Annotated in this window: 1 pseudogene; it reads left to right on the top strand. The window is 73.7% G+C overall.

Going from position 1 to position 266, the window contains the following annotated elements:
* Nucleotides 1–266: pseudogene (locus KVS71_RS17605) on the top strand (calcium:proton antiporter); the annotation flags it as partial.

Below are 266 nucleotides of genomic sequence, written 5' to 3'. Positions count from 1 at the left end.
TCGGCCGGGGCGGCGCGCCGGCCGCCCTGGCGGGACTGCTGAGCGCGGGCACCGTGTTCCTCCCCGAGTCGATCACCTCGACCCGCGCGGCCCTGAACGGCGAGGCGCAGCGCGTGAACAACCTCTGCCATGGCGCGCTCGTGTCGACGGTCGGCCCCACCATCCCCGCTGTCCTCCTGATCGGCATGCTCACCGGGCAGGAGGTGGTGCCCGCCGAGTCGCCGGCGAACCTCCTCATGCTCGCCGTGACGCTGCTGCTGTCGGTG

The sequence above is a fragment of the Microbacterium sp. GbtcB4 genome (genome assembly GCF_019091465.1).
GTDB classification, from domain to species: Bacteria; Actinomycetota; Actinomycetes; order Actinomycetales; family Microbacteriaceae; genus Microbacterium; species Microbacterium paraoxydans.
This window is presented reverse-complemented; position numbering and strand designations above follow the sequence as displayed.